Origin of the sequence: Parabacteroides sp. AF19-14, from assembly GCF_003635485.1 — a bacterium.
In the GTDB taxonomy this organism is placed as follows: Bacteria; Bacteroidota; Bacteroidia; order Bacteroidales; family Tannerellaceae; genus Parabacteroides; species Parabacteroides distasonis.
This window is the reverse complement of sequence record NZ_QTMJ01000001.1, coordinates 348,229-359,834: the sequence shown is the minus strand read 5'-3', so window position 1 is coordinate 359,834 and position 11,606 is coordinate 348,229. Positions and strand designations below refer to the sequence as shown.

Sequence of the window (11,606 nt, the reverse complement as noted above, 5' to 3'; positions counted from 1 at the left end):
TGGGATACTCGTCGGAATCCGGACTTTTTAAGTAGAATGATGAAATAATAAGATGTATACAAAGTTACTAGATAAACAAACAAAACTTGCCCTAATCGGACTAGGATATGTCGGGCTTCCTATCGCGATGGAATTCGCTAAGCATGTTTCCGTTATCGGATTTGATATCAACGAGGATCGCTTGGACAAGCTTCGGAACGGTATAGATCCGTGTGGTGAGCTTTCCTCTGAGGTATTTGAACATAAGGACATCACATTTACTTCTTCTATAGAGAAGCTAAGGGAGGCTTCTTTTTACGTGATAGCTGTTCCTACCCCGATAGACAGCCATAACGAGCCGGATCTATCCCCTTTGTTGGGTGCGACCCGCACGGTAGGCAAAGTCCTTAAACGAGGCGATTATGTAGTATACGAATCTACCGTATATCCGGGATGTACGGAAGAGGATTGCATCCCGATCTTGGAGGAGGTTTCAGGGTTGAGAGTAGGAGAGGACTTTAAGGTTGGATACTCACCGGAACGAATCAATCCGGGTGATAAGGTACATACCTTGGTAAATACCGTGAAGATCGTTTCCGGCTGCGATGCCGAAGCTTTGGAAACGATATCGGAAGTCTATAAGCTGGTCGTTCAAGCGGGGTTGCACCGTGCGCCTAGTATCAAGGTAGCCGAAGCCGCCAAGATTATCGAGAATACCCAGCGTGACGTGAATATAGCCCTTATGAACGAGCTTTCCATTATTTTCGATCGAATGGGGGTAAATACGTTTGATGTCTTGAAAGCCGCCGGGACGAAATGGAATTTCCTGCCTTTCTCTCCCGGATTGGTAGGTGGGCATTGTATAGGGGTAGATCCTTACTATCTGGTGCATAAAGCCAAAGAATTGCAATATCACACGAAGATGATCAACTCCGGTCGCTACGTGAACGATTCCATGGGACGGTATATCGGAAAGAAGGTCGTGAAAAAGATTATCTCGCAGGGGAAAAATATCCTAGGAGCGCATGTGTTGGTGATGGGTATGACTTTTAAGGAAAACGTATCGGATATACGTAACTCGAAAGTAGCCGATATTATCAATGAGTTTAAGGACTTCGGAGCCGAGGTCGATGTGATGGATCCGTTCGCTTCCCCTTTGGAAGTATTGCAAGAGTACGGTATCCGGTTAGTAGAGAGGCCCGGGAAGAAATATGACGCGGTAGTGGTAGCTGTCGCTCATACGACTTATTTGAAGCTGGATGAGTCCTACTTCATGTCGATCACGAACGAACATGCCGTGTTGGCGGACGTGAAAGGAGTATATCGAGGTAGCATCCATCAGATGATCTATTGGAGTCTGTAATTGTTAAAAAGTAACACAAGCTGCAAAGAAGTTTCGATAAACTTAAAAAAATGTGTTGTACAATATCTTTTTTTATTTGCTCAATTATATTAATTAGCCCATCTTTGCATGCAGATAACCTAAACAATCTTTTTGCCTTAAAGACTAATACCTATTAAAAACCTATAAAGAGAGCCTTTGCGAAAAGGCTCTCTTTATGATTTTTAGGGGATTAGTAGTTCGTTTCCTCTATCTTTGAGGTGATTCTGCTAATAGCCTCATTCAGTTTGTCTTCGGGTAATATTACGTTAAAATCTCCCCAGAAACCCTCGTCGTAGTTGAAGTGAGTATCCGAGAAAACCGTGCGGGTGGGAAGGGATTCAATGCGTGAGAAGCGGTTCACATTGGCTGTATCTATCTTACAGGTAACCATTTCGAACCAAGTATGTAAAATATTTGTGTTAAAAAGTTGTCTTCTTTTTTTAATTTTAAAATGCAGATCTCCCCGGATATGGTTAATGTAGTAGGTGCCATTCCATTGCTTGTAAGATACCGTATAGGCTACTTTCTGGGGCGTGATCCGTAAATTCCGGCTTTTTCTCTCGACGAACATGCCGGCCGCTTGCTCGATATATTGGGGATTGACCTCAAAGTTCACCCTTAATAAGGCATTATTTTCCATGTCGATATATATCTGTCCCCGATAAAGCGGTTCATTGATACTCTTTCGTTGCTCGAAAGAGATGACGTTAGCAAGTCGATCATCCACTACCGTGATGTCGGTATGGGCGTATGTATAGGGTGAATCCGGGCTAGGATCCAGAAACTCCGGTAACTGTTTCATCAAATCCAAGACAAGGCAGGAGTAGATACCCGACTTCATTTTTGTGATCAACGTGTCCTTTTCCTGCTCGTTACTGATGCGGCGCATCTTTAGTAGTTTCACTTGATCGGCCAAGGCATTGCTGTGGTAAGATGCCTTATATACCTTAAAAACAGCCTCGGTCAGTCCTACGAGTCCTTTTTTACGTTCAACGCCTTCTCTGTAAAATGTGGTAAGGTAAATCGGGTGCTGGGAATAATTGCTTCTTCTCTCGTCCAGCATCTCCTGTAATAAGCGTTTCGGATTGGTTAGACGCACGATAACTTCTTGGATGGAGATTACTTTAGGCTCTAGGGATAAGACGGTATGTTTATCTATTAACTCCCGACCATCTATCTCTTGGGGAAGATAGCCGATATGAGAGAAACGTACCTTGGATAATCGGAGTGAGTCCGGTAATTTCAATCGGAACTCTCCATTCTGGTTGGTGATGGTGCCGATAGCGGCCTCGCCGATTCCTACCGATCCGAACGCGATTGGCTCATGGGTATATTGATCCTGTAAAGAACCTTCTATCGAGAAATAGGTTTGTATGGAATCGGGAATTACGGATGCGCTTTTAGGAGCGGAGGGACTCTCTGGCAGATAAAGCAAGAGATGGTTCTCTATCGTACGGATCGCCAGATTTTTATTACCGGTAATAGCGTATATAGCTTCTTGTATCGTATAATCTCCACCTTTTATCGATGTTGTTTGTTCATTATCGATAATCTTACTGTCGTATATAAAAAGATAGCCGGAACGTTCCGTGACGAGTCCCAGCAATTGGTAGATATTTCCTTTTGATTTAGGCAATCGTATGACCTGTCCCAGTACGTTACCATTCTGGGCATTCATAGGGATGAGAGCTACGAATAACAGCAACCATCCTACGATCAGCTGTCTCAAGGTTCGGAAATCATCCATATATTATTTTGTTGCGTACATTTTAGTTTTAACGCCGCGCAGATCAGTTCAGCCATCGTCGCGGGTGAGTTATTATAGAAACTAACGGTCAGCCGTCTATTCTCTAAATCAGCCGTTGTCTTCAATGGCATCATCGGATACTCCAGATTAATTACATGCAAGATATCTCCCAGACGCTCATCCTTAAACTGGATACGGCGGGTGTAATCGGAAAATTGTTCGTTATCTTGAGTCGGAGCTACTTGTAAACGGTTGGAGAATAAGGATACGGTTTGGCCGGCCTTTACCAGCGTTTGTTCTCCGTTCTTCTTGAGTGTCACTTTCACTAATCCCCGGCGAACGGCCAATTCAAAGGCGCTTTTATCCGAGCTTTTGATATTGAATGAGGTTCCCAATACCTCGATCCGGGCCTGCTCTGTCTCGATTAGGAAAGGACGTTCCTTATTCCCGCTTACATCAAAAAGGGCGTTTCCTAGTAGAGACACCTCTCTTTTTTCTCTTTGGAAATGTTCCGGATAGCTTAACTGGCTGTTATCGGCCAGATAAACGATAGACCCGTCTTCCAAAGTCGTGACCAAGGTGGTGGAAGCCTCGTTATTATGCAGGGTGAGCAGAGTGGTCTCCGGTGTCCGTTCTTGTCCAAGGAAAATAGCCGTAGCTACCGATACACAGAGTATAACGATAGCGGCGGCCCATTTCATAAGTCCGATCCGGTATGGGATTTGTGTACCGGAAATTGGCTTATCCAGCAGCCCGTCTTGCTCCAAGCGAGTGTATAATTGTTCCCATGCTTGGTCTGTCTTCAATTTATTTTTTTCTATTTGATTCATAACTGTTAGGTATAATTCTCGATTTCTTTTCTTAGTGTTTGTAGTGCCTTGGTCATTTCCGCTTCTACTGTCTTTATGGACAATGAGAGGCTGGAGGCTATCTCCGCATATTTCATTCCTTCGAAACGGTGCATCCGAAAGATCCGGAGGCGGCGTTCGGGCAATTTACCTAATGCCCGGTTGACCAAGGATTGCAATTCTTTGTACTCAAGTTGATCTTGCGGGGTATACGATTCGGATTCCGGATTCTCTCCGGCTAAAACCGTATTCCGGTATCGGTATCGTACTTCCCGATGCTCCAGATATTGTAAGGACCGGTTCCGGGTAGCTCCATAAAGGTAGTTCTTGATGGAACGTAAGATTGGAAGAGATTCTTTTTCTTTCCAGAATACATAAAACAAGTCCTGAACGATCTCCTCTGCGACTTCCTGCTCTCCTGTTATACTGGTCGCGTACAGGCAAAGAGGGGTATAATAAAGCCTGAAAATACTTTCGAATGCTTTAATATCCCCTTCCTTGATCTTTTTGAGTACGAACAAATCCATAATAATTTGGTTTCAACAGATAATTGATAATGGACAAAGATAATGATTTGTCCATATCATTGTCGATAGTATATTTACACGGTCAATTTTTATGTTGCTTCTTTAATTTATATACCGCATTCTCCAAAGACTCGGTAGGCTCGATAATGTTGTAAGCTCCCCAGAAGTTCTCGTCGGCGAAGTCCGATACCTTGTCGGATAGAGACTGATCCGCTTTAAAAGACATCCGGTAGGGGATGGAGTTATTTTGTTCTTTACCATCGGTAACGACCATCTCGGATACGATCGTGTAGTTGGTAGAGAAGAGTTTTCGTTTCCAGTCGCATTTAAAGCGAACCTCATTGCGGATATAACTCAGATAGCTCATGCCGTCACGTTCTTTGTAAGTTACGAGGAAAGCTACCTCCACGGGTTTAAATCGCAAGCCAAAAGGCTTTTTGCGGAGGATGGCCTCGGTAGCCTTATTCCGGTCATCCATGCTGAGGGCGAATTCCGCACGGCTGAAGGAAAGCCGTTCCTTATCGATATATAATTTGCCGTAATATAAAGCGTAAGGCAAGATCGCTTGAGGTTGGAAACTGATTACGTAATGCGGTCGGTCGTTTAACATCACGCTTTCTTCCATACGGAAGGCGTAATAAGGTAAGATATTCGGGTCGAGCAATAAATCCGGATTCTTCACTACATCCACGTAAACGGATAGGTTAGGGCCTCCCAATAATTTCACGGCTAATGTGTCGCTAGCCTTCTCGCTCAATAATTTACGTCCTTTATAGATCTGTACCCGATCCCGTTCCACGTTCCTGTCCTTATAGGGAGTTTTGTAAACATCGATAACCGCTTCCGAGATATTGATGTAACGACGGCCTTTTTGTGCGGTCTCCCGGTAGAACCCGGTAAGCATGCTACCTGTGGCGATGTAATTCTTATTTACTTTCTCAATCGCCTCCTCTACGATATATCGAGGATCTCCGGCCCGGATAATGACTTCGCTAAGCGTATTCATGTTCGGTTCGAGTAGTACCGTGCATTCTAATATGTCCTTATCGTTCACGGGGATCAAGCCATTCAAATATCCGATATGCGATACTTCTACTTGTCTGGCATGGAGGCCGTTTTTCACTTTGATAGAGAACTCACCGTCATTATTGGTGATCGTTCCCACGTTGGTTCCCGGAATAGAGATATTTACGTATTCCAGTTTTTTTCGTGTTTGCTTGTCTTTTACTACACCGCTGACAGTGATAAACTCATCGTCTGCGCTATCCTGTGCCTTTATAGAGGTTACACCGCAAGCCAACAGTATCATCAGGATAAATCCCATAGTTTGTTTACAGAGCGCTTTCATATTTGTATTGTTTTAATGGTAAATAATCACTTTGTACTTATATGATCGCCCAGGAAAGAAATACCCTATGGGATTTATCGAAAAAATCACACAACCTTTTGTCCGGGCTGCAAAGTCAACATTTCTTTAGGTACCGCTTTCTTGATGCTCTCTATTAAAATACCCGCTACGGTATGCCGGATAAAATCTTTACGGGTGACAAAGACGATCTCCCGTGTCGGCTTGGGAATGGCGAACGGACGTACCAATTCTTTCTGCTCTTTACTTAATTGCAGGGTAGCTAATTCCGGGATGAACGTAATACCGTTACCGCTTTCCACCATACGCATAAATGTCTCTAGGCTACCTAAACGGTAAGCGGCTTGGCGAACCTTTACCTTTTCCATCTGGCAGAAACGCATCAGCTGGTCACGGAAGCAATGTCCCTCGTCCAGCAGCCACAACCGCTCGTCGTTGATATCGGCGGTACGGATCAAATCCTTTTTGAAGATAGATTCATTATGAGCCACGTATCCGAAGAATTGCTCATAATATAATATGTCTCCTTGTAAATAGGATTCTGTGGGTTGGTTCGCTATGATAGCGGCGTCGATTTCCCCGTTTTGCAGGGCGGCCATAGTGGGAGCGGTTTTCATTTCCAGCATACGGATGTCAAGATCCGTATGCTTTTCCGATAATTGCTGGAAAAAGCGAGGTAGCAAATAAGGGGCGATAGTCGGTAGCACCGCTAAGCGGAACGTACCTTTCAATGACTGTTCCTCCTCGTTCACGATATCTTTGATAAGAGAAGCCTGATAGAGGACATTTCTCGCTTGCTCAATAACCTTACGTCCGGCAGGTGTGGGGCGAACGGGTTGCAGGTTTCGATCGAACAATTTAATACCTAGTTCGTCTTCCAGCTTTTGGATCATCATACTCAATGTCGGTTGTGTCACCCTACAATGCTCTGCTGCCTTTGCGAAATGACGATAAGTATCCACCGCTAGGATATATTCGAGTTGCTGTATATTCATAGTACTTAATTTTACAAGCGTTAGAAATTAATGAAGACAAACTTACGGAAAATCTCTGGAATAACCTCGAAAAACGGGAGAAATGACGCTAAACGACTTAATATCAGAGTTGTTACGATGTCAAATGATGACAAGCCGAAAAATCGGAAAACGCAAAGAAAAGCGGATTTAAGAAGAAGAATGGTTTGCAAATCATTACCCGTAAAAGAGTAAGATTTAACATATGAGAGATGCTATTGCACCGTTTGTCACCGATTTGCGTATCAAGGTCTAACTCGTTGATATTTAACTTTGCAAACAAAAAAAACGAGTATGGCAAGAAGTACATTCAAAGTGCTGTTCTACGTGAACGGCAGCAAGGAGAAAGACGGTATTGTCCCCATCATGGGACGAGTGACAATCAACGGTACTGTGGCGCAGTTCAGTTGCAAGCAGACCATCCCGAAAACCCTTTGGGATGCGAAAGGCAACCGAGCCAAAGGCAAGAGTGCCGAAGCACGGAACGTCAATCTGGCATTGGACAACATCAAGGCGCAAATCATCAAGCACTATCAGCGCATATCCGACCGAGAGGCATACGTAACGGCTGAAATGGTGCGCAATGCCTACCAAGGGGTCGGAAGCGAGTATGAGACACTGATAAAGGCTTTTGACAAGGATTGCGCCAACTTCCTGAAACGTGTCGGCAAAGACCGCAGCATCGGCACATATAAGGTCATGGTAAGGGCAAGGAACTATGTCGCAGCCTTTATCAAGTCATTCTACAGACGGACGGACATGTCCATGCTGGAACTTACGCCCGACTTCATCAAGGAGTTTGCGGCTTATCTTACGGCTGAACGGGGACTGAAAAACGCCACCATCTGGCTGAACTGCATGTGGCTGAAAGGCGTGGTCATGCGTGCGCACTATAACGGACTGATACCGAGAAATCCGTTTGCGCAGTTCCATATCAGCCCGAATGTTAAGGAACGGGAATATCTGACAGAGGACGAAATCAAAAGAATCATGGCGCACGAGTTTGACAACCCCACCCTCGCATTGGTGCGAGACCTGTTCATTTTCGCCTGCTTCACCGCCTTGTCTTTCGTGGATATGAAAGAACTCACAACGGACGAAATAGTGGAGGTGAACGGTGAGAAATGGATATTGTCGAAACGGCACAAGACAAATGTCCCGTTCCAAGTGAAGCTGCTGGATATTCCCTTGCAGATAATCGAACGGTACAAGTATCTGTCGGAAGACAGGCTGGTTTTCGGGAAAATCAACTATTGGACGATGTGCAAACAACTGAAAAAGGTAATGGCGGAATGCGGAATAGAGAAGCAAATCTCCTACCACTGCGGACGTCATACATTTGGAACACTGGCTCTTAGCAAGGGGATGCCCATTGAAAGCGTGAGCCGTGTTCTGGGACACACGAACATTGTCACGACTCAAATCTATGCGAAGATAACCACACAGAAACTTGACAATGACCTGTCGATGTTCGGCAACAAACTGAACGCATCGTTCGGAAGTGTAACCCCATAACCAAGCATAGCCATGAAGCGAAGCATCATCACAACGGACGGCAATGGCAACATCACCTTGCCGACCGATATAGGCGCAACCGCCATGAGCGAATGGGAACTTTGCGACCTGTTCGGAGTAACCGCCCCGACATTCCGTGCAGGACTGAAGGCTCTTTGCAAGAGCGGAGTTTTAAGGGAATATGGGATAAGGCGAAGCATACGGGTATCCGATAATTGCAGTATGGAGGTTTACAACCTTGAAGCGATAGTCGCCCTCGCTTTCCATATCGGCACATTCAGAGCGGAACAGGTACGTAATGCCGTTCTTGAAAGACTGTACCTGCGAAAAGAGAAAACAAGCATCTTCTTCTCGCTGAATACCAACGGTATATCCAAATCCGAATACTTCTCGTAGCTGCATGCCTGACATTATTCACTCGGTAAGTCAGTAATTCATTAAGTCAGTACGACAGAACGACAGACGCTCTGACTTTTTCTCCCGAAAAGCGTAATCCGACATTCGCTTTTCGGGAGTTTTTCCGTTTGCACAACCCGTTTCCTGCCTCAAACCATTGAAAGTTTTTGTTTCGGGGGCTATTTGTCACCATTCTGCTGTGTTTTGCATAACAACCTATCCGATAATTGATTATATTTTTGCAGCTGGTAATTTTCAAACTTAAAACCATTTGATTATGTCAGCTATCGAACAACAGGACAGCCACAGACCGCCATCGGATGGCGGCATGGCAAAGGAAGAATTTATCCGTGTCGGGACAATGCTCTACAAGATTGTGGAGCAACCGAGACTGAACGGAGGGTATGTGAAGAAACGCATCGCATGGAACAACGAGACCCTGCGACAGGATTACGGCAAGGATTACATCGGCAGCGTTCCCAAGTATGACGGCTTCTGCACAGTACCCGAACACATCGGCTACCGTTCCGTGGTCGGCAAATTCCTTAACCTCTACGAACCGATAGACCATGTACCCCGACAAGGGGATTTCCCCTCTATCCGTTCATTGCTGCATCACATCTTCGGGGAACAATACGAGTTGGGGATGGACTATCTGCAACTGCTCTACCTGCAACCGATTCAGAAGTTGCCTATCCTGCTGTTGGTGTCGGAAGAACGCAACACGGGCAAAAGCACCTTCCTGAACTTTCTGAAAGCCCTTTTTCAGAACAATGTGACTTTCAACACCAACGAGGATTTCCGCAGCCAGTTCAATTCCGATTGGGCGGGTAAGCTCCTTATCGTGGTGGATGAGGTGTTGCTCAACCGCAGGGAGGACAGCGAACGGTTGAAAAACCTCAGCACTACCTTATCCTACAAGGTGGAAGCCAAAGGCAAAGACCGTGACGAGATTGCATTCTTCGCCAAATTCGTGCTGTGCTCCAACAACGAGTATCTGCCCGTAATCATAGATGCAGGGGAAACACGCTATTGGGTGCGCAAGATAGACCGCTTGCAGTCCGATGACACCGACTTCCTGCAAAAACTGAAAGCGGAGATACCCGCCTTTCTCCATTTCCTGCAATACAGACAGCTATCCACCGATAAGGAAAGCCGGATGTGGTTCAACCCCACATTGCTGCATACAGAAGCCTTGCAGAAGATTATCCGCAGCAACCGCAACCGATTGGAGATAGAGATGCACGAACTTGTCCTTGACATCATGGACAGTGTCGGCACGGATACATTCTCTTTCTGTTACAGCGACATTCTTCTTTTGCTGGTACACTCACAGGTAAAGGTGGAGAAACACCAAGTCCGAAAAGTGTTGCAGGAATGTTGGAAACTGACCCCTGCGCCAAACGGACTGACTTATACCACCTACCAGTTCAACTGCAATCGGGAGTGTCGGTATGAGCCGATAAGGAGAGTGGGACGCTTCTACACCGTCACAAGGGAGCAACTTGAATCCCTGTAATATTATCATTTTTCTGTTGAATTGTTGAATATGGGTATAAATACACTGACAATAAACGATATACATTCTCAACAAAATCTCAACAAGCCAAAAGAGAAGTTGAGAGACCACCGACACCCGTTTGTTGATTTTTCTTTTGGCGAGTGGTTTGTTGAGAAGATGTTGAGAGGTTACGAGGCTGTATATAAATATATTACATTGACAATTCATCAAATCAACAAATTTTCATCAACTTCAAAACCATATGTAATATGACAATCCAAGATGTAAAGCAAATCAAACTGGCAGACTATCTGCAAAGTCTGGGCTATACGCCTGTAAAGCAACAAGGCAGGAACCTGTGGTACAAATCACCGTTACGGGAAGAAACGGACGCATCGTTCAAGGTAAACACCGAGCTTGAAAAATGGTACGACTTCGGCATCGGCAAAGGCGGTAATATCATTGCATTGGCAGCGGAACTCTACCGTTCGGAAGATGTAGCCTATCTGCTGAAACGCATAGAGGAGCAGACAGCATACATCCGCCCTGCATCGTTCTCTTTTGGCAGACAGCATTCCGACAATCAGCCTTATCAGGGATTAAGGGTTGGTGAGTTGTCCTCTCCTGCTCTTATAGCCTATCTGCAAGAAAGGGGAATAAACATCGGACTTGCCAAAAGAGAATGCAGGGAGCTTCGGTTTATGAATGCCGACAAACCCTATTTTGCCATCGGCTTTCCGAACATGGCAGGAGGATATGAAGTGCGCAACAGATACTTCAAGGGATGTGTCGCCCCGAAAGACATCACTCATATCCGACAGCAGGACGGACAACGATGTATGTGTTACCTGTTCGAGGGGTTCATGGATTACCTCTCATTCCTTACCATCCGAGTAAGAAACAATCCGCAACACCCGCGATTGGACACACAGGACTATGTCATACTGAACTCCGTTTCCAATCTTGCGAAAGCGGAAAGCTTATTGGAAACCTACACCCAAATCGGCTGTTTCCTTGACAACGACACGGCTGGACGGAGCACCTGCAAGAAGCTGAAAGAGAAGTTCGGGGAACGGATGCTTGACAAGTCAATGTACTATCGTGATTATAAGGACTTGAACGACTACCTGTGCGGTAAGCCCTTGTCCCAATCGGCAGAGCCGATAAAGGAGAAGAAGCAAGTCCAATCCGCAAGGCGGATGATGCAGCCACCGAAAAAGAAAGGGGGATTTCATCTGTAATATGCACGTCCGCTCTCCCAAGGTATTTAGACAGAAATACCATAGCTCAATAGGGCGTTTTCTTCACGCATTACTCCGTAACGCTAAAA

General features: G+C 45.3%; 10 protein-coding genes. 5 read left to right on the top strand and 5 right to left on the bottom strand.

From position 1 onward, the window contains the following. The first annotated feature begins 52 nt into the window (after positions 1–52). A complete protein-coding gene (locus DWX33_RS01565) occupies positions 53–1,342 on the top strand; it encodes a nucleotide sugar dehydrogenase (RefSeq protein ID WP_008780508.1) in 1,290 nt (429 codons plus the stop codon). A 211-nt stretch (positions 1,343–1,553) separates the two neighbouring features. Here the strand turns inward: DWX33_RS01565 and DWX33_RS01560 are convergent, their stop codons facing one another. The 5 genes from DWX33_RS01560 to DWX33_RS01540 form a co-directional block, all read right to left on the bottom strand. Beyond that, a complete protein-coding gene (locus DWX33_RS01560; protein ID WP_122379712.1) occupies positions 1,554–3,110 on the bottom strand; it encodes an STN and carboxypeptidase regulatory-like domain-containing protein in 1,557 nt (518 codons plus the stop codon). Beyond that, positions 3,089–3,940, bottom strand: a complete 852-nt coding sequence (locus DWX33_RS01555) for a FecR family protein (RefSeq protein WP_009276021.1) — start codon at positions 3,938–3,940, stop codon at positions 3,089–3,091. The genes DWX33_RS01560 and DWX33_RS01555 overlap by 22 nt, the downstream gene beginning before the upstream one ends. A 5-nt stretch (positions 3,941–3,945) precedes the next feature. Next, positions 3,946–4,485, bottom strand: coding sequence for an RNA polymerase sigma-70 factor (locus tag DWX33_RS01550; RefSeq protein WP_122379711.1), 540 nt, complete (start codon positions 4,483–4,485; stop codon positions 3,946–3,948). A gap of 82 nt (positions 4,486–4,567) precedes the next feature. Beyond that, entirely contained in the window at positions 4,568–5,833 is a 1,266-nt protein-coding gene (locus DWX33_RS01545; RefSeq protein WP_005868347.1) for a carboxypeptidase-like regulatory domain-containing protein, read from the bottom strand. A gap of 86 nt (positions 5,834–5,919) precedes the next feature. Beyond that, positions 5,920–6,846, bottom strand: a complete 927-nt coding sequence (locus DWX33_RS01540; RefSeq protein WP_005868349.1) for a hydrogen peroxide-inducible genes activator — start codon at positions 6,844–6,846, stop codon at positions 5,920–5,922. A gap of 312 nt (positions 6,847–7,158) precedes the next feature. Here DWX33_RS01540 and DWX33_RS01535 point away from each other — a divergent pair, with 312 nt between their 5' ends. The 4 genes from DWX33_RS01535 to DWX33_RS01515 all read left to right on the top strand — a co-directional run bounded on the left by DWX33_RS01535 (position 7,159) and on the right by DWX33_RS01515 (position 11,517). Further along, positions 7,159–8,379 (top strand): site-specific integrase, encoded by a 1,221-nt coding sequence (locus DWX33_RS01535; RefSeq protein ID WP_018697417.1) that lies wholly within the window; start codon positions 7,159–7,161, stop codon positions 8,377–8,379. A gap of 12 nt (positions 8,380–8,391) precedes the next feature. Further along, positions 8,392–8,775, top strand: coding sequence for a hypothetical protein (locus DWX33_RS01530; protein ID WP_018697418.1), 384 nt, complete (start codon positions 8,392–8,394; stop codon positions 8,773–8,775). Between the two features lie 277 nt (positions 8,776–9,052). Continuing rightward, complete coding sequence (locus tag DWX33_RS01525) at positions 9,053–10,294, top strand: primase-helicase family protein (RefSeq protein WP_026318661.1); 1,242 nt, start codon at positions 9,053–9,055, stop codon at positions 10,292–10,294. 251 nt (positions 10,295–10,545) lie between these two features. Continuing rightward, a complete protein-coding gene (locus DWX33_RS01515) occupies positions 10,546–11,517 on the top strand; it encodes a toprim domain-containing protein (protein WP_018697420.1) in 972 nt (323 codons plus the stop codon). Positions 11,518–11,606 lie beyond the last annotated feature (89 nt).

Coding starts and splice junctions, on each gene's coding strand:
- DWX33_RS01530 (WP_018697418.1), top strand. CDS start 8,392: ATGAAGCGAAGCATCATCACAACGGACGGCAATGGCAACATCACCTTG.
- DWX33_RS01565 (WP_008780508.1), top strand. CDS start 53: ATGTATACAAAGTTACTAGATAAACAAACAAAACTTGCCCTAATCGGA.
- DWX33_RS01550 (WP_122379711.1), bottom strand. CDS start 4,485: ATGGATTTGTTCGTACTCAAAAAGATCAAGGAAGGGGATATTAAAGCA.
- DWX33_RS01560 (WP_122379712.1), bottom strand. CDS start 3,110: ATGGATGATTTCCGAACCTTGAGACAGCTGATCGTAGGATGGTTGCTG.
- DWX33_RS01525 (WP_026318661.1), top strand. CDS start 9,053: ATGTCAGCTATCGAACAACAGGACAGCCACAGACCGCCATCGGATGGC.
- DWX33_RS01515 (WP_018697420.1), top strand. CDS start 10,546: ATGACAATCCAAGATGTAAAGCAAATCAAACTGGCAGACTATCTGCAA.
- DWX33_RS01555 (WP_009276021.1), bottom strand. CDS start 3,940: ATGAATCAAATAGAAAAAAATAAATTGAAGACAGACCAAGCATGGGAA.
- DWX33_RS01545 (WP_005868347.1), bottom strand. CDS start 5,833: ATGAAAGCGCTCTGTAAACAAACTATGGGATTTATCCTGATGATACTG.
- DWX33_RS01535 (WP_018697417.1), top strand. CDS start 7,159: ATGGCAAGAAGTACATTCAAAGTGCTGTTCTACGTGAACGGCAGCAAG.
- DWX33_RS01540 (WP_005868349.1), bottom strand. CDS start 6,846: ATGAATATACAGCAACTCGAATATATCCTAGCGGTGGATACTTATCGT.